Consider the following 21,692-nt stretch of genomic DNA (forward strand, 5'->3'; position numbering starts at 1 on the left):
TTTACTTTTGTGATCACGATTATGTCAGCGCCATTGCTCGAAACTTCTATCAAGAGTCTGAAAAAACTGCACCAGGGGAAGGTGCGTGATATCTACGATATCGACGCGCAGACCATGCTGCTGGTCAGTACAGATCGCTTGAGTGCTTTTGATGTGATTTTGCCCACGGGGATTCAACACAAGGGCGCGATGCTGACGCAAATGGCTAACTTCTGGTTTGAGCAATTGCAGAATGTGGTGCCTAACCACTTGACCGGGATCGCGCCGGAATCTGTAGTCGCGCCGGATGAGGTGGCTCAGGTCAAAGGCCGTGCCGTGGTGGTCAAAAAACTCAAAGCCTTGCCATTGGAAGCGATTGTGCGCGGGTATCTGGTGGGCAGCGGCTGGAAAGAGTATCAGGCCAAGGGTACGGTATGTGATATTCCCCTGCCAGCAGGCCTGCAACTGGCGCAGCAGTTGCCACAACCTTTGTTTACCCCTTCGAGCAAGGCGGCGGTAGGCGAGCATGATGAAAATATCAGCATTGCCCGGGTGGAAGAACTGATTGGCAAAGCGCTCACGGCCCAGGTCGAGCAGGCGGCAATTGCGCTGTATACGCGTGCGGCCGAGTATGCGCGTACCAAAGGCATCATCATTGCCGACACCAAGTTTGAATTTGGTGTGGATGCGCAAGGGGTGTTGCATGTGATGGACGAGGTATTGACGCCTGATTCTTCACGCTTCTGGCCTGCAGACCAGTATCAGGTAGGCAGCAACCCGCCCAGCTACGATAAACAGTATGTGCGTGACTGGCTGGAAAGTTGCGGTTGGGACAAGACGCCACCCGGCCCGGAATTACCAGCTGACGTGGCTCAACGCACCTCGGACAAGTACATGGAGGCATTTGCCAAACTCACCGGCCGCACGCTGCAGGTGGATTGACCGCTGAATCGGTCAAGGGCGATGGGGTTTCGTGCACAACTGGTGACGCTGGGCCAACGCTTTAAACAAGAGATCTTGTTTTATCGCGCATTGCTTGCACATCCGCAAACGCCCTGGTTAGCCAAAGCGTTATTATGGCTAGCCCTGGCGTATCTGGTGTTGCCGTTTGATCTGATCCCCGACTTTATTCCGCTGATTGGCCAGCTTGATGAATTGGTGATTATTCCGCTGTTGCTGTATCTCGCGCTCAAGCTGATTCCTGTGACGATCAGGCAGGCATGCCGCGATGCGGTCGCGGCTGAGCAGGATCAAAAATAGTGTTGTTTGCCAGCAAATGTTCATATTAATCGCCTATAATGGCGATTTTTTTATAGGGATAGGTTTAAAAACATGTCTTTGAATTTGGTGCCTAGCGGCAAAGATTTGCCCCACGACTTTAACGTCATTATCGAGATCCCAGCCAATGGTGATCCAGTGAAATATGAAGTAGATAAAGAAAGCGGTGCGCTGTTCGTCGATCGCTTTATGGGCACCTCCATGCAGTATCCATGTAACTATGGTTACATTCCACATACCCTGGGCGATGATGGAGACCCGGTGGATGTGCTGGTGATTACGCCAGTGCCTTTGTTGCCAGGTGTGGTCGTGCGTTGCCGTGCATTGGGCATGCTGAAAATGACAGACGAAGCGGGTGGTGATGCCAAAGTGCTGGCGGTGCCGGTTGAGAAAGTCTGCGGCCTCTATGCTTATCAAAAAACATTGACCGATGTATCGCCTTGGCGCCTGGATATGATTGCGCACTTCTTTGAACACTACAAAGATCTGGACAAGGGTAAGTGGGTGAAAATTGAAGGTTGGGTGGGGATTGAAGATGCCCACAAGGAAATCGTGGATGGGGTTGCCCGTTACAACAAGGCCGAAGTGAAGCCAGCGTTCTAATTTGTTGCAACGCGCACAACAAAGCCGGGTCGTTCGCCCGGCTTTTTGCTTTATGAACGCTTAAAATCCAAGGTCAATGTAATAAGGGCACGATCAGCAGCGCAACAATATTGATGATCTTGATCAGTGGGTTCACAGCTGGGCCCGCCGTATCCTTGTAAGGGTCGCCAACGGTATCGCCTGTCACGGCCGCCTTGTGCGCATCAGATCCTTTGCCGCCATAATGGCCATCCTCAATGTATTTTTTGGCGTTATCCCAGGCGCCACCACCAGTACACATCGAGATAGCGACAAATAAGCCGGTCACGATGGTGCCCATCAACAAACCACCCAGTGCGACCGGCCCCAGAACCAGTCCGACCACAATCGGTGCGGCCACCGGCAGCAGGGAGGGCAACATCATTTCCTTGATGGCTGCGCTGGTCAGCATATCCACGGCTTTGCCGTATTCAGGCTTGGCTGTGCCCTCCATAATGCCTTTGATTTCGCGAAACTGGCGGCGGACTTCTTCAACCACACTGCCTGCGGCACGACCTACCGCTTCCATGGCCATGGCGGCAAACAGATATGGAATCAAGCCGCCGATAAACAAGCCTATGATGACTTTGGGATCGCTCAAATCAAAGCTGGCAGTGATGCCGGCGCTTTCAAGCTTGTGTGTGTAGTCTGCAAACAGGACCAGCGCTGCCAGGCCTGCGGAGCCAATAGCATAGCCTTTGGTGACCGCTTTGGTGGTGTTGCCTACAGCATCCAGCGGGTCAGTCACATCGCGGACACTGCTAGGCAATTCAGCCATTTCGGCAATCCCGCCTGCGTTATCGGTTATCGGGCCGTAAGCATCCAAAGCCACGACAATGCCTGCCATACTGAGCATGGCCATGGCGGCAATGGCTACCCCATACAGTCCTGCCAGGTGAAAAGCGACATAAATCGCAAGACACACCGAGAGTACAGGTAGGGCGGTGGACTTCATCGAGACGCCTATCCCGGCAATAATATTGGTGGCATGGCCGGTGGTAGAGGCTTGCGCCACGTGTTTGACCGGCGCGTAATCGGTCCCAGTGTAGTATTCGGTAATCCATACCAGTGCCGCGGTCAGTCCCAGCCCAACCGCACAGGCGCCAAACAGGGCCAGGCTGGACACCGTGACTTCACCATGGGTATAGCCTTGCGGGAATACATATTGCGTGACAAAGTAAAACGCAATTAGCGAGAGGACGCCAGCGACCGCCAGACCTTTATATAGCGCGGGCATCACATTCTTCATACCGGGCGAGGCTTTGACAAAAAAGCAGCCAATAATTGAGGCGACGATGGAAACCGCCCCTAGCAACAAGGGGTAAATGATGCCATTGGCACCTGCTTCTGTTGCCATCAGCCCCCCCAGTACCATGGTGGCAATCAGGGTCACCGCATAAGTTTCAAACAGGTCAGCCGCCATGCCTGCGCAGTCACCCACATTGTCGCCGACATTGTCCGCAATCACAGCCGGGTTGCGGGGGTCATCTTCAGGAATACCAGCTTCTACCTTACCTACCAGGTCGGCCCCGACATCGGCCCCCTTGGTGAAAATGCCACCGCCCAAGCGCGCAAAGATAGAGATCAACGAGGAACCAAAAGCCAGGCCAATCAGTGGGTTCAGATCAGTCGCCTGCTCAGCACCCAGGTAGATATAAAACCCTGCCACCCCTAACAGTCCCAGGCCAACGACGAGCATGCCAGTGATTGCGCCGCCTTTAAACGCGACATCCAGAGCCGCCCCTATGCCATGCGTCGCGGCTTGGGCGGTCCGTACGTTTGCTTTCACCGAGACGTTCATGCCTATAAATCCGCAGGCACCGGAGAGAACCGCGCCAATCACAAAACCGATGGCAGTTTGCGGGTTTAGAAAAATACCGATCAAGATCGTCAAAACAACCCCAACCAGGGCAATCGTTTTGTATTGTCGGGAGAGATAGGCAGCAGCCCCTTGTTGAATGGCGCCGGCAATTTCTTGCATGCGGGCGTTCCCCGCGGGCAACCCTGAAATCCATTGACTCATTACGACGCCATACACTACCGCCAGAACGGCGGCACCAAGCGCTAACATTAGTGCAACTGACATGACTTCTCCTGTTCCTGATGAAACTGCGTTGAAGATAATGACTGCTCACCACCCTGTTGCCAGATTTGTTAATGGAATGTAACAGGTTGGGGCATTATTGCACTATTAGTGTGCACCTACAATAGCGTGTAATAGCGGAGCATACGTACTCTGATTGCAGAGATGGCCGGGTTCCCGGCTAGCAGGTGAGGATGGCTCAGTCTTGACGCTGGTGATCGACAAACTCAAGCAGGGCCGCTTCCAGCGCAGGATTGTCGATTTGTTTGGCGCAACGTTCGAGTGCCGTTAAGGCGTGCTTGGACGGGGATTTGATGCGTTTGGTTTTGCTAGGCGGGCGAGATTTTACTTGCACTTTGACCTTAATTGCGTTAAGGTTTAAAGCCTTGATTTTCCGGGAGTTTTGACTAAATTCCTGGATTTTTCGCAGTAATTGGGCTTCCATTAGCCTGATTCTGCTGGCCACAGCGCCTGATTGCACTGCAATCGTTAGCGCCCCCTCTTGTAGGGCTAGCACATGCGAAAGCCTGGAAAATTCCGGGGCAACTGCAGACCAGCATTGTTGTAATTGCTGACGGTCATCCGCTTCTTGTAGTAGCGGTTTGAGCGCTTGATGATGTTTGAAAATCTGGTTGATTTTGAACATGGCCGGTTGTCCACAGAATGCTTGAATATTGTACACCACATCGCTGTCATGCATGTTTAGTCGGCATGCGGCGGGTGCATCGCGAGAGTTCGTAGCATGATTAATATCATTATTGTTTCAGAAAAAATGGCCAAGCCCAAAACATTGGGCGTGTTTGAAAGTGTCGGCTTGGTGCTGGCGCTGATTTTGGTGCCTATCGTGTTGACGCTGTTGTTTATCACACCGCAGCAGGTCATTAAATCACAAGGCGTTAAAGCTATGCTGCCGCCTCACTTGCGTGGTGCCATGTTGTCTACCCAAAATCACCTCGATGCTTATGCCAAGCAAATTGGCGAATTGCAGGCGCGTATTTTGCGGCTGGATGCGCAAAATCAGCGCTTGTCCAAATTGGCAGGCGTCAAATCGACTGCAGAGCCGATTAATGAAAGAACGCCGGTCAACGACATGATGGGCCGCGGGGGGCCGCTGGTAAAAGATTCTCCGCTGAGTGAGGAAGACCTGAAAGCAACCATCGAGCAAATGTCTGCAGACCTCGATTTGCGTGATGAGTATCAGGGCAAGCTTGAGGCCAAGTTGTTGCAAAAGAGCGTATTGCGCGAAATGCTGCCTAATAGTAGTCCGGTGGAAGCCGCGTATAGTTCGTCCAGTTATGGCTGGCGGATTGATCCCATGAGTGGCCATCGCGCCTTTCACGAAGGACTGGACTTCCCAGCCTCGGTGGGGACGCCGGTTTATGCAGCTGCAGACGGTATTGTGACTACCGCGGTACAAACCGCAGACTATGGCAATTTGCTCAAGATTGACCATGGCGCGGGTCTCGAAACGCGCTATGCCCACAATTCAAAGCTATTGGTGAACCCGGGAGACCGTGTCACCAAAGGTCAAAAGATTGCCTTAATTGGCAGTACCGGACGCTCAACCGGGCCGCATTTGCATTATGAAATTCGTCTCAATGGCAATCCGCTGGACCCGCGTGAGTATCTCAAAAATCACTCCTGACCCAGTCAGGCAATACAATAATTGAGACAATCGCCCTCTATATCTTATACAATCTCTGTTTATTTCAATTAACACCGCGTCAGCGGAAATCGGTGTGACTCATGTTAGCCTCGTTGTTTAAAAAAGTATTTGGTAGCCGCAATGATCGGCTCGTCAAGCAATACCAGCAAATCGTCAAACAAATCAATGCATTAGAGTCAGAAATCGCCGCACTCTCGGATGAGCAGTTGCGGGCCAAAACTGAGGAGTTCAAACAGCGTTATGCTGGCGGTGAGAGCCTGGAAAAGCTGTTGCCAGAAGCTTTTGCAGTTGTGCGTGAGGGCGGCAAGCGCGTGTTGGGGATGCGTCACTTCGACGTACAGCTGATCGGTGGCATGGTGCTCAACGCAGGCAAAATTGCCGAAATGCGTACCGGTGAAGGTAAAACCCTGGTGGCGACCTTGCCGACTTATTTGAATGCCTTGACCGGTAAAGGCGTACATGTGGTGACGGTCAACGACTATCTGGCCAAGCGTGACGCCGAATGGATGGGCAAACTGTATAACTTCCTGGGTCTGAGCGTAGGCATTAACCTGTCTCAAATGACGCATGATGCCAAGCAGCTGGCCTATGCGGCAGACATTACCTACGGGACCAATAACGAGTTCGGCTTTGATTACCTGCGCGACAACATGGTGTTTAGCAAAGAGGAGCGCGTACAGCGTCCTTTGCATTATGCGCTGGTGGATGAGGTGGACTCTATCCTGATTGATGAAGCGCGTACGCCATTGATTATTTCCGGCCAGGCTGAACACAGCGTGGATTTGTATGGTGCCATCAATGAAGTGGCCAAGCAATTGGTGCGTCAGCAAGCCGAAGAGGGTGAAGGCGACTTTTGGGTAGATGAAAAAGCCCAGAGTGTGACCATGAGTGAAGCCGGGCATGAGCATGCCGAGCAATTGCTGGAACAAACCGGCTTGCTGGCGGCGGGTTCAAGCCTGTATGAACCGGCGAATATTACGCTGGTGCATCATTTGTATGCCTCTTTGCGCGCACAAAATCTCTATCATCGGGATCAGCATTATGTCGTGCGTAACGGCGAGATCGTCATCGTCGATGAGTTTTCAGGCCGCATGATGCCGGGCCGCCGCTGGTCTGATGGCCTGCATCAGGCAGTCGAAGCCAAAGAAGGCGTGACCATCCAGAAAGAAAACCAGACCTTGGCTTCGATCACGTTCCAGAACTATTTCCGCATGTATAAAAAGCTGAGCGGCATGACCGGGACGGCTGATACCGAGGCCTATGAGTTTAACCAGATTTATGGCTTGGAAACCGTGGTGATTCCAACCCACAGACCGGTACAGCGCCTGGACGCGATGGACAAGGTCTACCGCACGGCGATGGAAAAATACAAAGCCGTCATTGAGGATATTAAACAGTGTCAGGCCAAAGGTCAGCCTGTGCTGGTCGGGACCACTTCGATTGAAAACTCCGAACTGATTTCCAAGCTCCTGACTCAGGCCAAGCTTGAACATCAGGTATTGAATGCCAAACAGCATGAGCGCGAAGCAAGCATCGTGGCAGAGGCCGGTCGTCCAGGCGTTATTACCATTGCCACTAACATGGCTGGCCGCGGTACCGATATTGTGCTCGGCGGTAATTCGGAAAATGAAATTCATGCTATCCAGCAGGATGAAAAACTGTCTGAGGCAGAAAAAGCTGGCAAAATTGCCCAGCTCAAAGCCGAGTGGCAGCAGCGCCATGATGCCGTGCTGGCCGCGGGTGGTTTGCATATCATCGGTACCGAGCGTCACGAATCTCGCCGTGTAGATAACCAGCTGCGTGGCCGTGCAGGCCGTCAGGGCGATCCAGGCTCCAGCCGCTTCTATCTTTCGCTTGAAGATCCATTGTTGCGTATTTTCTCCGGTGAGCGTGTGGCGGCGATTATGACCCGCCTCAACATGCCGGAAGGTGAAGCGATTGAACATGCCATGGTGACGCGCGCCATTGAAAACGCGCAACGCAAGGTTGAAGGCCGTAACTTTGACATCCGCAAGCAATTGCTGGAATACGATGATGTCTCCAATGACCAGCGCAAGGTGATATACGAACAGCGCAATGAGTTGCTAGAGTCTATTGATGTCGGTCAAACGATTCATGCCATGCGCGAAGACGTCATCAACAGCTTGTTTAATACTTACGTTCCTCCAGGCAGCGTGGAAGAGCAATGGGAAGTCCCAGCGCTCGAGCAGGCTTTGCAGGCTGAGCTTGGCTTGACCTTGCCAGTGGCGGAATGGCTGGAAACCAACCCTGACCTGCATGAGGAAACCTTGCGTGAGCGTATCCTCAATGCTGCCAACGAACTGTATGGTGCCAAGGAGGCACTCGCAGGCAATGACAACATGCGTAATTTTGAGCGATCAGTCATGTTGCAAAGCCTGGATAACCACTGGCGCGAGCATTTGGCGGCACTGGATCATTTGCGCCAAGGCATTCATTTGCGTTCTTATGCGCAAAAGAACCCCAAACAGGAATACAAGCGTGAAGCGTTTGAGCTGTTTGAGTCGCTGTTGAATACGGTGAAAAGTGAAGTTACCAAGATCACCATGCAGGTGCAGATTCGTTCCCGCGAAGAGCTTGAAGCCGAAGAGCGCCGCGCAGAAGAAGCCATGCGCGCCGCCGAGGTGGCAAATGTGCAGTATCAACACACGGATTACGACTCTGCATTGGCGACTACAGATGCAAGCGCCGCAGAATCTTTGAATGTGCCTGAAGGCGTACGTGTTGGGCGTAATGACCCTTGCCCATGTGGCTCTGGCAAAAAATATAAAAATTGCCACGGTGCTTTGAGCTAGGGTAAGTTTGAAAGGAAATCAGCATGTCAGAACAGGAAATTGCCTCGCCATGTGTCGGGGTGTGCAGCATGGACGAAGTGAGTGGTTTTTGCCAGGGCTGCTTTAGAACGCTAGAGGAAATCCGCCAATGGTGGGATCTGGATAATGCGGCCAAAGCCGAAGTCATCAAAACGGCAGCGGCACGTGAGGCGGCAGTATTTGGCGAATAACTCAATTTTGCAGGATTCAAGACACAAATAAAAAAGTCGGCAGTTGCCGACTTTTTTATTTGTGTGCGTTGTTTTGAGCTGATTGAGGGCTGGGTTCAGCGTAAGCCAGGTGAATAATCCGTGACGCAACCAGTGATTCTCAGTCCACAAATCAAGCGATGCTTTTACATATCACCCATTGGCTGGTCGGCGAGTGCTTTGGATTGTGCGTCCAACTTGGTAATGACCATGTTCAACGAGGCATTTAACTCTTTTAAAGCTTCGATATCCAGTGTGTGCAAGACTTGCGGCAGAATGCCATCTACTGGTTTCGGTGCCTTGGCGAGCACCGCGTGCCCAGCATCAGTCACAATCAGGCCGACTTTGCGTTGGTCTTCGCTTTGACGCTGTTTTTGCACCAATTGTTTTTTGACCAGTTTTTCGACCAGCAAGCTACAGGTGGATTGATGGATGGCCAGATTTTCAGCCAGACGAGAAACACCTAATTCTGGGTGCGTGGCGATTTCGTGTAATAACCACAATTGCGAGCCTGAAATGCCACAAGACACTTCAATCTCCCTGAAGTGTTGCCTCACGGTTCCAAAAATAATCCGAAATTGTTTTAAAGCTTCTTTGGCAAGAGTATTTTGCATGGTTAATTTAATGTAAATATTTATTTTTTTATTGTATCAGCTTCCCTGAATGTCCACCTGTTATGAGGTGGCGAATGTCGGGAAAAAATCCCGAACTGGGTTTATTTTAGACAAAAAAGTCCTTTTCGCGATAAATATTAATGATATTTATACTTTAAGGGTAATTGTTTACGTGGATTAATGAGCCCGGTGCGTATTAGTCCTGCGCTGGGGTAACGTCGATCGCTTGCGCCGCGGCCAGGGTCTGCAAGGTCTCTATTCCAAATTGAAGCAAAGTCTCGCGCGGCAGATCTGGCAGATGTTGGGACAATTCTAGCAAATGTTGTTCTGCAGTGGCTGGATGCAGATGTATCTGTTGTAACAATTGGTAGGTGATCACGTTGAGTTGGATAAAGCGTATCTGAAAATCTGGCGTACGATACACGAGCAGGTAAGTGTCAGAGGCAGGGAGATGTCGTTGCTTGCGCGACAGTTGATGCACCGGAAAAGCATAATGCAGCAGGCGATGCACGGCGGTCAGGCTGACGCGATGGGTGAGTCCAGGTACCAACGCTGTTTGCTCGGCCGCTGGCAATGGTGCTTCTGCCAGCTCGCGACTAAGCGCCAGTTCTATCCATTCATAATGGGCCAATTCAGTCGTGTATGGGGGCAGGTCAGCGGCTTGATGGGTGCTTAAAAAATCGACAAATCTGGCGGGAATATCCTGAAACAAGGGATTGGCAAATGTTTGCCCGGAGAAGCACTGCCGCGCCAGGCGTTGAAAGATGCGCTTGCCCAGGATGGACCTCAGCACTGGAAAACAGGCTTGCAGGCTAGTCAAAAACTGGTTAAAGACGATCTCCGTGTAAATGCGCATGCGTTTGCGGTCTACCCCATGCGGAGGGGCATGCTGCGCTGGCTGACGCAAATGGGCGGTAAAACTGGCCTGGTAATCCTGAAAGGCAGGCATCAGGCCACCTCTGGCAGCATGTTTGCGTCGGTCAGCAATTGCGATTGCTGTGATTGCGCAATCCGCTTCACTTCAAGCATGACTTCGTTGAGTGCCGGAATATTGCTATCTCGCTCCAGCAGCGTTGGGAAGATCTTCAAGTTGCGATAGGCATGGGTGAGTAATTGCCACACCGGTTCAATGACCGCTTCGCCATGGGTGTCTACCAGTAAGTCAGGTTGCGCTTGCCAATGGCCGGCCAAGTGCCCGTACACCACACGCTCGGCTGGGATCTGGTCCAAAAAGGCATAAGGATCAAACTGAAAGTTGACGCTGTTGACATACAGATTGTTGATATCCAGATGCAGGTCGCAATTCGCCTCGGTCAATACGGCATTGATAAAGCTGATTTCATCCATGTCTGACATTGGTGCCGCCACGTAAAACGAGGTATTTTCAACGGCGATGCGCTGCTCCAGAATATCCTGCGTTTGCCGGATGCGTTGCGCCACATATTTCACCGCTTCATGCGTGAAGGGGATAGGCAGTAAATCATAAATATAACCATTGCTCAGGTCGCTGCAATAACTCAGGTGCTCGGTATAGAGTGGAATCTCGAAGTCTTTCAGAAACTGCTTAAGCTGTTTGAGAAAAGCGATGTTGAGCGGGTCTGGACCGCCCAACGATAAACACAAGCCGTGACACACCATGGGATAGCGTTGAACAAACCAGTCTAGTTCCGCCGCGTATTTGCCGCCAGCCTGTAACCAGTTTTCCGGGGCAATCTCTAAAAACTGCAGCGCGCTGAGCTGTGGCTCCCCATGCTGCCGCATCAGTTGGGGAATCAGCTCACGCTTGAGCCCCAAGCCCGCACCCTGAATCTCTGAGCGTAACGCCATGCGCTAGGGTCCCTCAGGATTTGCTGGCGTGACAGGCACCTTCTTTCATTTTCTCGGCAGAGCAGCCACCCTCCTTCATTTTTTCTGCTGAACAGCTGCCCTCTTTGCTTTTATGGTGGTGGCAAGAACCCTCTTTCATTTTCTCGGCAGAGCAGCTGCCTTCTTTCATCTTTTTCTTGTGTGCCCCACATTGGCCGCTCGCACATTTACCTTCCTTGGCTTTGCTGTCTGTGGCTTCTGCCACCTGGTATCCTTGCGCGAGCGGTTTGATTTCAAACGGATTACTTGCGGCATGCGCGCTGACCGCTGCAATTGACAAGGCCACTGCACCTGTCATTAATGCCACATTTTGCTTTTTCATGATTTTTTCCTTCTTGCTCAGATTGAAAAGCGGACATCAGTAAAACTTGTCCAGTTGTTGTGTGATTCGTTCCTTGGCTGTTGCAGAGAGCGTCAGTGACTGATCGTCCGCCGCCTGTTGCTGCCAACTGGCGAGGTGACGGCGCATCCACAGCAGTTGCTGTTTAAAACGCCTGCAATAGACGCAAATGAGCAAATGCACTCTCACCGCCCACCGCTCACGCCAGTTGAGTGGACGGTCCAGTGATTGCGAGACCAGCAGGCTGGTTTGTTTGCAACTCAACATTTATTTTCTGTGCTACCTATGGTTACCAGTTCATCTCAAGACATTTTCGCAGACTCATGCGGGCGCGGTATAGCATGACCCAAGCATTGGTCGCGCTGATCTCGAGTACCTTACAAATTTCTTCATTCTCCATGTCATCGACTTCGCGCATGGTGAAAATCGCCGCCAGTTTTTGTGGCAGCCGCTCCATGCATTGTTGCAATATGGTCAGGAACTGGCTTTGTTGCAAGGCTTGCTGTGGCATATCCCACGCCTGCGGTTTTTCTGCCCAGTGCCCGGTTTCATCAAAAAACTCATCCATATTGGCATCTTCTTCGCTCATGAGTTCCGAGGCGGGCACTTCACGCAGTTGTTTGCGCAGACAGTCTATGATTTTATGCTTGAGGATGCCGGTCAGCCAGGTGCGTGGGCTGGAGTGTTCGGCAAAGTTTGGATTTTTGATGGCTGCAAGCAAGGTTTCCTGCACGACATCTTCAGCTTGATGACTGTCGCGCAAGCGGGCGAGGGCAAAACGGTAAAGATAGTCGCCATGTTCATTGAGCCAGTCATGCGGATTCGGTTTCATGGCGGCTATTGAATCATAGATTCAAGGGCGGTGGAATAGCGTTTGCAGGAGAGTGACGTAAGCTCCCATGGGTGTGACACACACTATCCCAGTTGCGACAGTCGTTCAGAATAGACTTTGCGTAGCAATGGCGCCAGCGTACTTACCTGCAAGGCTTTTTGCAGCAGCTTCTGGTCTCCTTCCCCGAGTTTTTGCAGTCCTAGTGCGGTGCGTATGCTGATGCCGTGCACGTCGCGCTGCAAAATCTGGATGTCGTCACCGGCTTGAATGAGGCCGACTTGCAGCACACGCAAGTAAAAACCGCTGTAGCCGCTACGCAAGAACTCATCCAGCATGTCGGGCTTGCCCACTTTGTGGCCGAATTTAAAGCACGGAATGCGCGGCATGGTCACTTGTACCTGCACCACATCCCCGATTTGCAGGATATCGCCGATACAGACGTCACTTTCGAGCAATCCTCGTACGGTGAGGTTTTCGCCAAAAGTGCCATACGCGAGTGTACTTTTTTGCCAGCGGTTTTGCCAATGCGCATAATGCTCAACCGGGTAGGCATACAAGGCCTGGTGTTCGCCGCCATGCACGGTCAAATCGGCCTGACCATCGCCCGCCAGGCCCAGCGCTTGCAAGGCAACCTGGCCTGTCAGGGGTGTTTTATAAATGCCAGTGAGGACGGGTTTGCCGTTGATGTGAACGGTTTGCGGCAAGGCCGCATTGACTGAAAGTAGTTTCATAGCAAGCTAGAGAGGGGAGTCGGTGATCTTGTCATGCTCGCATAAATCGCCTTGTGCTTTAATAAGTGATTCAACTTATCTTCCAGCATACGCACATACCAGGCCTTATTGACTGGGGGGCATGTCTGCGCGTTGTTCTATCAATTGCAAATAATGCGCGGCATCGAGACCGGTTTGATTGCGCTGCGCCAGCCAGATGGTTTCTGCCAGGCATTCGAGCAAGGCATGTTGGGCGGCGTGCTCTTCCTGAAAGCGGGTGCACAGTTTGCCGTAGGCTTGCGTAATGCCGATCGGCTGGTTGATGCTGATTTGTTCCTGGATGGACAGGTGCAAACTCATATGCAAAAACGGATTGGTTTCTCCCATTTCAGGATAGTAAGCCTGTTGCAGGTAATGGGCTGGCTGGTCCAGGATGTCGTGGTACTCGGGATGCATATGCATGATGCCCACGGCCATTTTCTCCAGCTCGGTCAAGGCTTGTTGCTGTTTGAATTTTGCCCAGGCATCAAAGAAAAACTGCCTCACTTCATCGCGGCTGGGATTAAACAAGGCCATGGCTAAACTCCTGCCGGTGGCGCAACCGGCTGTATCTGTTTGTCGTGAAATTCACATAAATCGGCGATGCAACATTCACCACATTTAGGGTTGCGGGCTGTGCAGGTATAGCGGCCATGTAGAATCAGCAAATGATGCGCATCTTTTAAAAAGGCTTTAGGTGTTGTGCTCAAAAAACGCTGTTCGACCTCGAGTACATTCTTACCCTGGGCCAGTTTGGTGCGGTTGCCAACGCGGAATAAATGGGTATCGACCGCAATGGTGGGTTGGCCAAAGGCGGTATTCAGGATCACATTAGCGGTTTTGCGGCCAACCCCGGCCAGGGCTTCGAGCGCTTCTCGGGTATCTGGAACTTCACCCTCATGCAAGTTAAGCAATTGCTCGCAACATTTGAGCACGTTTTGGGCTTTGGCGTGATACAAGCCTATGGTTTTGATATAACTTTCCAGGCCTTCGACCCCAAGTGCCAGGATGGTTGCCGGCGTATTGGCGACCTTGAACAGCTTGCGCGTGGCGATATTCACGCCTTTGTCTGTCGCTTGTGCAGACAAAATCACCGCAATGAGCAACTCGAAGGTGGAGCTATGCTCGAGTTCTGTGGTGGGGTTGGGAATGGCCTGCGCCAGTCTTTCAAAAATGGCCTGTCTTTTTTGAGCATTCATCACAAGATTTCAATCTATTGGGGCAGCTTAGCTTGCCTGGCTTTAATACGCGCCAGCGCGGCTGCAATTGCCGCCTGTTTGAGTGCCTCGGTAGCGGTCGGGGTTGGCTGCGCGGTGTCGCTGGCCGGTCTCGTCTCCATCCGGGGCTGGTCTTTGGGATAGGTGTGGGCTGTTGCGTGATTTTCAAGCGCCAAGCGTTTTTGCCGCTGTTGATGGCGGCGTCTTGCCAGGTCGGATTCTGCGGGAGACATTGCCATCTGCCGCCCCGGCACGGCTTGCAGGCTGATGCAATCGACCGGACAGGGCGGCAGGCATAATTCACAGCCGGTGCATTCCTGCGCGATCACCGTATGCATTTGCTTGGAGGCGCCGACGATGGCATCAACCGGGCAGGCCTTGATACACAGCGTACAGCCAATGCAGGCGTCTTCATCAATCACGGCCACCAGTTTGCCTTTGGTCACGCCATGTGCGGGATTGAGCGCTTGGTAGGGTTGGTTGAGCAAGGTGGCCAGTGCATGTATGCCAGCGTCGCCGCCAGGTGGGCACTGGTTGATATTTGCCTCGCCGCGAGCAATGGCGCCAGCGTAGGGTCGGCAGCCGTTATATCCACATTGGCCGCACTGGGTTTGTGGCAGCAGGGCGTCAATTTGACTGATCAATGGCTCTAGTCTGGCAGGGTTTTCTGGCGCGGTTACGCCTGTCTGCTTGAGGTCTGCTGATGGCTGTGCGGAAGGCGGCATGGAGCTTGGACGAGCGTTAATCCGAATGGATTGATTATAACTGAAAGGCTGCGTTACTCAGGACTTTATGCCGTATCCCCACTGTTTAAATCCATGCTGCTGGCAGGATTATGGAGTTACAGACGCCTTGCAAGTGGTTCTTTGGCGTTCATGCGTATAATCAGTTAAAATATTGGCTTTATTATTGAATGGCGTTAGGTATGTTGACGGGCAGTTTGGTCGCAATTGTGACCCCGATGTTTGAAGATGGTCGTTTGGATCTGGACGCACTCAAAAAGCTGATCGACTTTCATGTCGATGCCGGTACGGACGGTATTGTGATTGTCGGGACGACCGGTGAGTCGCCCACCGTAGACGTAGACGAGCATTGCCTGCTGATTAAAACCACGGTGGATTATGTCGCCAAGCGGGTACCGGTGATTGCCGGTACTGGTGCTAACTCTACCGCTGAAGCCATTGCTTTAACTGCCAAAGCCAAAAGTTTGGGTGCGGATGCCTGCCTGCTGGTCGCGCCTTATTACAACAAACCTTCACAAGAGGGCTTGTATCAGCACTTTAAAGCAGTGGCTGAAGCCGTCGATATCCCGCAAATTTTATACAATGTGCCTGGCCGCACCGGGTGCGACCTGAGCAATGACACGGTGTTGCGCCTGGCGCAGGTGCGCAACATCGTCGGCATCAAAGATGCGACAGGAGGCATTGAGCGGGGCACTGATTTACTGCTGCGCGCGCCATCAGATTTTGCGGTCTACAGTGGCGATGATGCCTCAGCACTGGCGCTGATGTTGCTGGGTGGCAAAGGGGTTATTTCCGTGACGGCGAATGTGGCACCGAAACTGATGCACGAAATGTGCGTGCAGGCCTTGAGTGGCAACCTGGTTGCCGCCAAGGCGGCCAATGCCAAACTGTTTGCCCTGCACCAGAAACTGTTTGTTGAGGCCAACCCTATCCCCGTGAAATGGGTATTGCAACAAATGGGCTTGATCGGTACCGGGATCCGTCTGCCGCTGGTCAATTTGTCGGGCCAGTATCATGAAGTATTGCGTCACGCCATGCAGCAGGCAGAAATCGCCGCTGTTTGAGCGTGCAAAGACTAATTTAGGATAAGGCTAGTGAAACACATGAGTCATCTATGGTTACAACGCGCAGTGCTGTTCAGTCTGGTGACTGTGTTGGCCGCCTGCGATTCTATCCCGTTTATGAACAACAGTTCGGACTACAAGGGGGCCAGTCGTTCCAAGCCACTTGAAGTGCCGCCTGACCTGACGTCGGTCCGCACCAGTAGTACCTACAATGTGCCAGGCGCCACCAGCTATTCGGCTTATAGCCAAAACCAGGAAGCGCAAGAGCAGAATGGTCCGCAGCCCGTGCTGGCTGACATGAAAAATGTGCGTATGGTCAAAGCGGGGTCCCAGCGCTGGCTGGTGGTGAATGCGCCACCGGAAAAAATCTGGCCGCTGGTGCGTGATTTCTGGCTGGATCAAGGCTTTGCCGTCCGTGTCGAGAATCCTGAACTTGGGGTGATCGAGACAGAGTGGTTGCAGTCGGATGCCATCAAGCCCAAAGAAGACAACCGTGGGTATGGCGAAAAGTTTGATGCCTGGCTGGATAAGCTCTCCGGCTTTGCTGACAGACGTAAGTTCCGTACCCGTTTGGAGCGCGGCGAAAAAGAGGGTACCACTGAAATTTATATGACGCACCGTACCGTTGCCGGTGCGCCAGATGATGGCAAAAACTACGTCACCACTCAGTTAGGGGTGATTGATACCGGCTATCGTCCGAATGCGGCTGATAACAAGAATAATGCAGGGAAAGAGTTTGATGCTGATCTGGATGCGGAGTTGTTGCGCCGGATGATGGTCAAGCTTGGTCTGGATGAGCAGAAAGCCGATCAGGTCATGACGCAGGCGGTTTCGGACAAGCGCGCCGATGTGGTGAAAGAGCCGGACCAGAGCGTGACGCTCAAACTTAATGAGCCGTTTGACCGTGCATGGCGCCGTGTGGGCCTGGCGCTGGACCGTATTGGTTTTGTGACCGAGGATAAAAACCGCTCTGAAGGTATTTTCTATGTGCGTTATGCGGATACGGATGCTGAGGACCCGATCAAGCAGAAAAAAGGCTTGCTGGAGCGCTTGAAATTCTGGAGCAGTGACGATGATGAGAAGAGTAATGCACCGGCCGAGGTTAAATCCGGCGATAAAAGCAAATTCTGGAAAGGCACGTCCGATGGCGACAAGTCGAGCAAGCAATACCATATCCAGGTGCTGGAAAATGCCGATGACACCACCGATGTGTATGTGCTGACGCCTGACAACAAACGCAATACCTCCACTACGGCAAACCGCATTATTTCGCTGTTGTATGATCAATTGAAATAAGCGGGTCCGCGCGTGCGATTTGCATCATTGGGCAGTGGCAGCGCAGGCAATGCCACGCTGGTAGAAGCCGGGGAAACCCGGCTTTTGCTTGACTGCGGTTTTAGTGTCAAGGATACCGTGCAGCGTCTGGCGCGCTTGCAGTTGGCCCCTGAGCAACTGACTGGCATCCTGGTGACGCATGAGCACGACGATCATGCGCGAGGCGCGTTTAAACTGGCTGCACGCTACCAGATCCCAGTCTGGCTCACGCATGGCACCTACCGCATGTGCGAGCGCTATTTGCCTAGCCAGACGGTGACGGTAAAGCTGATTGATGCCCATACGTCATTTGCCCTGCAAGACATAGAGGTCCATCCCTATCCTGTGCCACATGATGCCCGCGAACCCGCACAATTTGTGTTTACGGATGGCGCGCACAAGCTGGGTGTGCTTACAGATGTTGGCAGTGTGACCCCGCACATCGTGGCCATGCTACAGGCGTGTGATGGCTTGCTGCTTGAGTGCAATCATGATCTGGAGATGTTGCGCACCGGACCTTATGCACACTCGCTGAAAAAGCGGGTAGGTGGCTGGTTGGGGCATCTGGACAATCAATCCAGTGCCCAGCTACTGAGTCAGCTGGATAACCGCCGCCTCAAGCATCTGGTTGCTGCGCATTTAAGCGAGAAAAATAATACGCCTGCCTTGGCCAGGCAGGCGTTGAGTGAAGTCTTGCATTGTGACAGTGACTGGATAGGCATTGCCCATCAGGCTGAGGGACTGGACTGGCGCGACTTGTAAGGCGCGCCACTACGCGTCCGCCTAACTTAGTGCCACACGACCACTAGTCTAGCACCATGATTTGCTCTGACAGCCTGATCATGCGTTCCACGGGCGTCACCCAGACAATGCCATCTCCCACATTGCCGGTATGGGCCACCTCGACGATGGTTTGCAAGATTCCCTCTACCAGGTCATCCGGCACCACCATGTACAGATAGACTTTAGGGCTGTAATCGGTGAGCTCCTCACGTACCCCTGCACTTGGTTTTTGCAGGTGTGGACCGCAGCCTTCCATTTTGTGGACGGACATGCCGGGGAAGCCTTTGATGTTGCGCAAGGCCGAGCGGATTTTAGGTAATCTCGCTGGTTGTACAACCGCTTTGATTTCTTTCATAAACAGTCACCCTGAATATTTTTACGTCGCTTGTTTCGGCATGGATTATGCCTCTATTTTGCTTTCTTCAAACTTACGGTACAAGGTTGGCACCACAATCAGTGTCAACAAGGTTGAAGTGATCAAGCCACCAATGACCACGATCGCCAATGGCCGCTGTACTTCTGAGCCTGGGCCGGTGGCAAACAGAAACGGCACCAAGCCTAGCATGGCCACCGTGGCCGTCATCATGACTGGTCGGAACCGCTGCGCGCAGCCCTTGCGAATCGCCTCCAGTTGACTCAGGCCTTCATCACGCAAGGTGCGGATATAAGACACCAGCACCACGGCATTAAGTACTGCAATCCCCCACAGGGCAATAAAGCCGACAGAGGCAGGGACTGATAAATATTCGCCGGTGACAAACAAGGCAATCACGCCGCCAATCGAGGCGAATGGCAGCACCAGAATAATCATGGTGGCAAAGCGTATCGACTGGAACAGCAAGAACAGCAAGAAGAAAATCGCCGCAATGGTGACTGGGATAATAATCATCAGGTGCCCCATGGCCCGCTCCATGTTCTGGAACTGGCCACCATACTCAAGGTAGTAACCATCGGGCAATTGCAGGCGCTGATCCAGCACTTGTTGCAGCTCCGCCACAAAACCACCCAGGTCGCGGTCTTTCACGTTGACACCAATGACAATGCGGCGTTTGGCCAGCTCGCGGCTGATCTGCGCCGGCCCATCCTTCACTTCAATATCGGCCACATCGTCCAGCGCCACACGCGAGCCGTTAGGGGAGGTCAACATAATGTTGCGGATGGCTTCTTCATTATTACGGAAAGATTCTGGATAGCGTACTGCGGCTGAAAATCTGCGTTGTCCCTCAAAAATCTCGGTGGCGATTTTGCCGCCTATGGCTGTTTCAACGATGTCATGCACATCGGCAGTGTTGATGCCATGACGGGCAATCGCCTGACGGTCAATCGTAATATTCAGGTATTGTTGCCCGGAGACTTTTTCTACCTTGATTTCTGTCGCGCCTTTGACCGTGCCGGCAATCTTGGCAATTTCGTCCGCTTTTTGTTTCAGCATATCCAGATCTTCACCGAAGATCTTGACGGCGACATCGGCACGCACCCCAGTCAGCAACTCATCCACGCGGTCAGAAATAGGCTGCGCCATGATGATTTGCACGCCCGGGATGTACTTCTCAAGCACTTGACGCATTTTTTCCGCAATATCATCCTGTGTCCAGCCTTCCGGCCATTCATCACGCGGTTTCAGGCTGATAATGGGGGTGGACTCGTTTTGTGCCTGCGCATCGGCCGGGCTTTCACCACGGCCGAGGCCGGAGATGGCAGACTTGACGCCCGGCACTTGCTCCATGATCAGCTTCATCGCCTTGTTTTCCATTTTCATGGATTCTTCGAGCGAAATATTAGGGACACGGTTAATGCCCGGCACAATCGAGCCTTCTTTCATTTCTGGGATAAAAGAAGTCCCTAAAAATGGGAATAGCGCAATGGTGCCAATAAATAAAAGCGCCGAGAAAGTAATGGTTTTTTTCTCGTTATTGAGTACCCAGTTCAGAGCGGATAAATAGGGTTGCTTGATCGTCTGTATCAGCTTGGTGTCTTCACCGCTCCCGCCCTTTAACACATAGGAGCACAGCGCTGGCGTCAGGGTCAGCGACAAGATCAGCGACACAAACAGGGCAATGGCAATGGTGTAGGCCAGAGGCGCAAACATTTTGCCTTCCATGCCTTCCAGTGTCATCAATGGCAAGAACACCAGAATAATAATGCCTACGCCAAACAAGACGGGTGTCGCCACTTCCGTGGCAGCTTCCAGTGCCACGCGAATCCGGCTTTCGTCTTTACGGTGCCCCAGGTGGTGAAACGTATTTTCTACCACCACGACTGATCCATCGACCATCAAGCCTATGGCAATCGCCAGACCACCCAGCGACATCAGGTTGGCAGAAATGCCGTAATGGTTCATGACCATAAAGGTAATTAGTGGCGTCAGCACCAGCGTGCCGACCACAATCAGGCTGGAACGCACATCGCCCAGGAACAGGAACAGAATCACAATCACCAGAACAATGCCTTCAATCAGCACTTTGGTAACAGTGTGTAGTGCCGCATCCACCAGTTCGCTACGATCATAATAAGGCACGATCTGCAAGCCATGCGGCAGCATGCCTTTGCTGTTGATTTCTTCCACCCGCGCCTTGATGCGACTAACCACTTCCTTGGCGTTGCCGCCACGCATCATGATGACAATGCCACCCACGGATTCGGTATCACCATTTTTCAGCACTACGCCGACGCGCACTTCATGGCCTATGGTGACTTCTGCGACATCGCGGATGTAGACCGGGATGCCGTTTTCTTCCTTGAGCACCATGTTGCGGATATCGTCCAGGTTTTGCACCAGGCCCACACCGCGGATCAGGTATTGCTCGGCATAGTGGGGCAGAATGCCGCCGCCACTGTTGGCATTATTACGCGCCAACGCTTCATACACATCTTTGAGCTTGATCGAAAAATGCGTCATGCGGTCAGGATTGACCAAGACCTGATATTGTTTAACGTAACCGCCTTGAGAGTTAATCTCGGCCACGCCGGGGATACCGCGCAGCAATGGGCGCACGACCCAATCCTGGATGGCGCGTCTTTCGGTCAGGTCTTCACGCGTCAGTTCTTTTTTGCCATCACTGGGTTTGTCCAGCGTGAATTGATACACCTCCCCCAAGCCAGTGGAGACCGGCCCAAGAATAGGCGTCACGCCTTGAGGCATACGCTCCATGACTTCCATCAGGCGTTCCATCACCAATTGTCGGGCGAAATACACATCGGTGCTGTCAGTGAAAACCAGCGTAATCAGCGACAGGGCGTTTTTATTCACCGATCGCATTTCAGTGAGGCCGGGCAGACCCGTCATGGCGATTTCCAGCGGTACGGTGATAAACCGCTCAACTTCTTCCGGAGATTTCCCGGTGGCCTGTGTCGCAATCATGACCTGAACGTTGGTCACATCAGGAAATGCGTCGACAGACAGTTTTTTAACGGCAAATAAACCGGCACCAATCAGCGCGATGGCAAGCACCAACACAATCAGGCGCTGCTTGAGCGCGCTGCGAATTAAAGACTCAATCATG

The 21,692-nt window shown here is 52.5% G+C and carries 23 protein-coding genes; 9 read left to right on the top strand and 14 right to left on the bottom strand.

Going from position 1 to position 21,692, the window contains the following annotated elements; translation table 11 throughout:
• Positions 1-21: 21 nt before the first annotated feature.
• The 3 genes from Q9292_RS05590 to ppa all read left to right on the top strand — a co-directional run bounded on the left by Q9292_RS05590 (position 22) and on the right by ppa (position 1,860).
• A complete protein-coding gene (locus Q9292_RS05590) occupies positions 22-921 on the top strand; it encodes a phosphoribosylaminoimidazolesuccinocarboxamide synthase (RefSeq protein ID WP_313985679.1) in 900 nt (299 codons plus the stop codon).
• Positions 922-942: 21 nt separating this feature from the next.
• Positions 943-1,239, top strand: a complete 297-nt coding sequence (locus tag Q9292_RS05595) for a YkvA family protein (RefSeq protein WP_313985682.1) — start codon at positions 943-945, stop codon at positions 1,237-1,239.
• Positions 1,240-1,311: 72 nt separating this feature from the next.
• Positions 1,312-1,860 carry an inorganic diphosphatase gene (gene ppa / locus Q9292_RS05600; RefSeq protein ID WP_194748641.1) on the top strand — a complete coding sequence of 183 codons (549 nt, stop codon included), beginning with the start codon at positions 1,312-1,314 and terminating at the stop codon, positions 1,858-1,860.
• A gap of 73 nt (positions 1,861-1,933) precedes the next feature.
• Here the strand turns inward: ppa and Q9292_RS05605 are convergent, their stop codons facing one another.
• Entirely contained in the window at positions 1,934-3,964 is a 2,031-nt protein-coding gene (locus tag Q9292_RS05605) for a sodium-translocating pyrophosphatase (RefSeq protein WP_313985686.1), read from the bottom strand.
• Positions 3,965-4,160: 196 nt separating this feature from the next.
• Positions 4,161-4,661 (bottom strand): DUF721 domain-containing protein, encoded by a 501-nt coding sequence (locus Q9292_RS05610; protein WP_228518830.1) that lies wholly within the window; start codon positions 4,659-4,661, stop codon positions 4,161-4,163.
• Positions 4,662-4,703: 42 nt separating this feature from the next.
• Between Q9292_RS05610 and Q9292_RS05615 the strand changes: the two genes are divergently transcribed.
• The 3 genes from Q9292_RS05615 (at position 4,704) to Q9292_RS05625 (ending at position 8,649) form a co-directional block, all read left to right on the top strand.
• Positions 4,704-5,606, top strand: coding sequence for a M23 family metallopeptidase (locus tag Q9292_RS05615; RefSeq protein ID WP_194748639.1), 903 nt, complete (start codon positions 4,704-4,706; stop codon positions 5,604-5,606).
• Positions 5,607-5,707: 101 nt separating this feature from the next.
• Positions 5,708-8,440 (top strand): preprotein translocase subunit SecA, encoded by a 2,733-nt coding sequence (secA, locus tag Q9292_RS05620; RefSeq protein ID WP_313985692.1) that lies wholly within the window; start codon positions 5,708-5,710, stop codon positions 8,438-8,440.
• 23 nt (positions 8,441-8,463) lie between these two features.
• Positions 8,464-8,649 carry a DUF1289 domain-containing protein gene (locus Q9292_RS05625; RefSeq protein ID WP_194748637.1) on the top strand — a complete coding sequence of 62 codons (186 nt, stop codon included), beginning with the start codon at positions 8,464-8,466 and terminating at the stop codon, positions 8,647-8,649.
• Positions 8,650-8,813: 164 nt separating this feature from the next.
• On the opposite strand, the gene Q9292_RS05630 is transcribed toward Q9292_RS05625, so the two are convergent.
• From Q9292_RS05630 to rsxB, 10 genes are all read right to left on the bottom strand, one after another.
• Positions 8,814-9,281, bottom strand: a complete 468-nt coding sequence (locus Q9292_RS05630; protein WP_194748636.1) for a MarR family winged helix-turn-helix transcriptional regulator — start codon at positions 9,279-9,281, stop codon at positions 8,814-8,816.
• 196 nt (positions 9,282-9,477) lie between these two features.
• Entirely contained in the window at positions 9,478-10,230 is a 753-nt protein-coding gene (locus Q9292_RS05635; RefSeq protein ID WP_313985701.1) for a DUF2063 domain-containing protein, read from the bottom strand.
• Positions 10,230-11,108: a DUF692 domain-containing protein gene (locus Q9292_RS05640; RefSeq protein WP_194748634.1), complete on the bottom strand. Its 879-nt coding sequence runs from the start codon at positions 11,106-11,108 to the stop codon at positions 10,230-10,232. The genes Q9292_RS05635 and Q9292_RS05640 overlap by 1 nt, the downstream gene beginning before the upstream one ends.
• A gap of 13 nt (positions 11,109-11,121) precedes the next feature.
• Positions 11,122-11,469 (bottom strand): hypothetical protein, encoded by a 348-nt coding sequence (locus Q9292_RS05645; RefSeq protein ID WP_275356287.1) that lies wholly within the window; start codon positions 11,467-11,469, stop codon positions 11,122-11,124.
• A gap of 36 nt (positions 11,470-11,505) precedes the next feature.
• A complete protein-coding gene (locus tag Q9292_RS05650) occupies positions 11,506-11,754 on the bottom strand; it encodes a zf-HC2 domain-containing protein (protein ID WP_194748632.1) in 249 nt (82 codons plus the stop codon).
• 22 nt (positions 11,755-11,776) lie between these two features.
• A complete protein-coding gene (locus Q9292_RS05655) occupies positions 11,777-12,319 on the bottom strand; it encodes a sigma-70 family RNA polymerase sigma factor (RefSeq protein ID WP_194748631.1) in 543 nt (180 codons plus the stop codon).
• Positions 12,320-12,402: 83 nt separating this feature from the next.
• Positions 12,403-13,050, bottom strand: coding sequence for an MOSC domain-containing protein (locus tag Q9292_RS05660; RefSeq protein ID WP_194748630.1), 648 nt, complete (start codon positions 13,048-13,050; stop codon positions 12,403-12,405).
• A 105-nt stretch (positions 13,051-13,155) separates the two neighbouring features.
• Positions 13,156-13,605, bottom strand: a complete 450-nt coding sequence (locus Q9292_RS05665) for a DUF1841 family protein (protein WP_275356285.1) — start codon at positions 13,603-13,605, stop codon at positions 13,156-13,158.
• Between the two features lie 2 nt (positions 13,606-13,607).
• Positions 13,608-14,267 (bottom strand): endonuclease III, encoded by a 660-nt coding sequence (nth, locus tag Q9292_RS05670; RefSeq protein ID WP_313985712.1) that lies wholly within the window; start codon positions 14,265-14,267, stop codon positions 13,608-13,610.
• 14 nt (positions 14,268-14,281) lie between these two features.
• Positions 14,282-15,010, bottom strand: coding sequence for an electron transport complex subunit RsxB (rsxB, locus tag Q9292_RS05675; RefSeq protein WP_313985715.1), 729 nt, complete (start codon positions 15,008-15,010; stop codon positions 14,282-14,284).
• A gap of 200 nt (positions 15,011-15,210) precedes the next feature.
• Between rsxB and dapA the strand changes: the two genes are divergently transcribed.
• The 3 genes from dapA to Q9292_RS05690 are packed head-to-tail and all read left to right on the top strand — an operon-like array spanning position 15,211 to position 18,168.
• Positions 15,211-16,092 (top strand): 4-hydroxy-tetrahydrodipicolinate synthase, encoded by an 882-nt coding sequence (gene dapA, locus Q9292_RS05680; RefSeq protein ID WP_313985718.1) that lies wholly within the window; start codon positions 15,211-15,213, stop codon positions 16,090-16,092.
• 39 nt (positions 16,093-16,131) lie between these two features.
• Entirely contained in the window at positions 16,132-17,388 is a 1,257-nt protein-coding gene (gene bamC / locus Q9292_RS05685) for an outer membrane protein assembly factor BamC (protein WP_313985721.1), read from the top strand.
• A gap of 12 nt (positions 17,389-17,400) precedes the next feature.
• Positions 17,401-18,168 carry an MBL fold metallo-hydrolase gene (locus Q9292_RS05690; RefSeq protein WP_313985724.1) on the top strand — a complete coding sequence of 256 codons (768 nt, stop codon included), beginning with the start codon at positions 17,401-17,403 and terminating at the stop codon, positions 18,166-18,168.
• 43 nt (positions 18,169-18,211) lie between these two features.
• Here Q9292_RS05690 and Q9292_RS05695 read toward each other — a convergent pair whose 3' ends face one another.
• On the bottom strand, positions 18,212-18,544 hold the full coding sequence (locus Q9292_RS05695; protein ID WP_275356279.1) for a P-II family nitrogen regulator: 333 nt from the start codon (positions 18,542-18,544) through the stop codon (positions 18,212-18,214).
• Positions 18,545-18,589: 45 nt separating this feature from the next.
• Positions 18,590-21,691: an efflux RND transporter permease subunit gene (locus Q9292_RS05700; RefSeq protein ID WP_313985728.1), complete on the bottom strand. Its 3,102-nt coding sequence runs from the start codon at positions 21,689-21,691 to the stop codon at positions 18,590-18,592.
• Position 21,692 lies beyond the last annotated feature (1 nt).

The organism is Methylophilus sp. VKM B-3414 (assembly GCF_032248435.1).
Lineage (GTDB): Bacteria > Pseudomonadota > Gammaproteobacteria > Burkholderiales > Methylophilaceae > Methylophilus > Methylophilus glucosoxydans.

Excerpts from the sequence above, each read along its gene's own strand:
- Q9292_RS05695 (WP_275356279.1), bottom strand. The coding sequence starts at position 18,544 with ATGAAAGAAATCAAAGCGGTTGTACAACCAGCGAGATTACCTAAAATC.
- Q9292_RS05645 (WP_275356287.1), bottom strand. The coding sequence starts at position 11,469 with ATGAAAAAGCAAAATGTGGCATTAATGACAGGTGCAGTGGCCTTGTCA.
- Q9292_RS05625 (WP_194748637.1), top strand. The coding sequence starts at position 8,464 with ATGTCAGAACAGGAAATTGCCTCGCCATGTGTCGGGGTGTGCAGCATG.
- nth (WP_313985712.1), bottom strand. The coding sequence starts at position 14,267 with ATGAATGCTCAAAAAAGACAGGCCATTTTTGAAAGACTGGCGCAGGCC.
- Q9292_RS05650 (WP_194748632.1), bottom strand. The coding sequence starts at position 11,754 with ATGTTGAGTTGCAAACAAACCAGCCTGCTGGTCTCGCAATCACTGGAC.
- Q9292_RS05595 (WP_313985682.1), top strand. The coding sequence starts at position 943 with ATGGGGTTTCGTGCACAACTGGTGACGCTGGGCCAACGCTTTAAACAA.
- Q9292_RS05640 (WP_194748634.1), bottom strand. The coding sequence starts at position 11,108 with ATGGCGTTACGCTCAGAGATTCAGGGTGCGGGCTTGGGGCTCAAGCGT.
- Q9292_RS05610 (WP_228518830.1), bottom strand. The coding sequence starts at position 4,661 with ATGCATGACAGCGATGTGGTGTACAATATTCAAGCATTCTGTGGACAA.
- Q9292_RS05605 (WP_313985686.1), bottom strand. The coding sequence starts at position 3,964 with ATGTCAGTTGCACTAATGTTAGCGCTTGGTGCCGCCGTTCTGGCGGTA.
- Q9292_RS05665 (WP_275356285.1), bottom strand. The coding sequence starts at position 13,605 with ATGGCCTTGTTTAATCCCAGCCGCGATGAAGTGAGGCAGTTTTTCTTT.
- Q9292_RS05655 (WP_194748631.1), bottom strand. The coding sequence starts at position 12,319 with ATGAAACCGAATCCGCATGACTGGCTCAATGAACATGGCGACTATCTT.
- Q9292_RS05635 (WP_313985701.1), bottom strand. The coding sequence starts at position 10,230 with ATGCCTGCCTTTCAGGATTACCAGGCCAGTTTTACCGCCCATTTGCGT.
- Q9292_RS05615 (WP_194748639.1), top strand. The coding sequence starts at position 4,704 with ATGATTAATATCATTATTGTTTCAGAAAAAATGGCCAAGCCCAAAACA.
- Q9292_RS05660 (WP_194748630.1), bottom strand. The coding sequence starts at position 13,050 with ATGAAACTACTTTCAGTCAATGCGGCCTTGCCGCAAACCGTTCACATC.
- Q9292_RS05630 (WP_194748636.1), bottom strand. The coding sequence starts at position 9,281 with ATGCAAAATACTCTTGCCAAAGAAGCTTTAAAACAATTTCGGATTATT.
- ppa (WP_194748641.1), top strand. The coding sequence starts at position 1,312 with ATGTCTTTGAATTTGGTGCCTAGCGGCAAAGATTTGCCCCACGACTTT.
- Q9292_RS05700 (WP_313985728.1), bottom strand. The coding sequence starts at position 21,691 with ATGATTGAGTCTTTAATTCGCAGCGCGCTCAAGCAGCGCCTGATTGTG.
- bamC (WP_313985721.1), top strand. The coding sequence starts at position 16,132 with ATGAGTCATCTATGGTTACAACGCGCAGTGCTGTTCAGTCTGGTGACT.
- rsxB (WP_313985715.1), bottom strand. The coding sequence starts at position 15,010 with ATGCCGCCTTCCGCACAGCCATCAGCAGACCTCAAGCAGACAGGCGTA.
- Q9292_RS05590 (WP_313985679.1), top strand. The coding sequence starts at position 22 with ATGTCAGCGCCATTGCTCGAAACTTCTATCAAGAGTCTGAAAAAACTG.
- secA (WP_313985692.1), top strand. The coding sequence starts at position 5,708 with ATGTTAGCCTCGTTGTTTAAAAAAGTATTTGGTAGCCGCAATGATCGG.
- dapA (WP_313985718.1), top strand. The coding sequence starts at position 15,211 with ATGTTGACGGGCAGTTTGGTCGCAATTGTGACCCCGATGTTTGAAGAT.